We start from the raw sequence: 232 nt of genomic DNA, 5'->3' as shown, positions 1-232 counted from the left end.
GTTGTTCGGGCGTGGCCTTTTCCGTGGCGACCGCCTTGGCCCGTTGCAGGCTGCTGCGCGCGCCCTGGATCAACAGCGTGCGCAGGTAGCCATCGCCGCGGCAACTGATCGCGCCCAGCCGCGTGTGGCCGCCGCTGGAGTGCTGGGTCGGCACCATGCCGAGCCACGCCGCCAGTTGCCGACCGTTGCGGAATTCCTGCGCCTTGCCGAGGCTGGCGATCATCGCGTCCGC

At 70.7% G+C, this 232-nt stretch carries 1 protein-coding gene; it reads right to left on the bottom strand.

Annotation, left to right across the window (positions count from 1 at the left end; all coding sequences use genetic code 11):
• Positions 1–232, bottom strand: a 232-nt coding sequence (locus tag UU7_RS17125) for an IS110 family transposase (protein ID WP_007810725.1), incomplete at both ends; no start/stop codon positions are given.

The sequence above is a fragment of the Rhodanobacter spathiphylli B39 genome (assembly GCF_000264295.1).
In the GTDB taxonomy this organism is placed as follows: domain Bacteria; phylum Pseudomonadota; class Gammaproteobacteria; order Xanthomonadales; family Rhodanobacteraceae; genus Rhodanobacter; species Rhodanobacter spathiphylli.
Note: the sequence above shows the minus strand (reverse complement) of the source record. Positions and strands in the feature narration are given on the sequence as shown.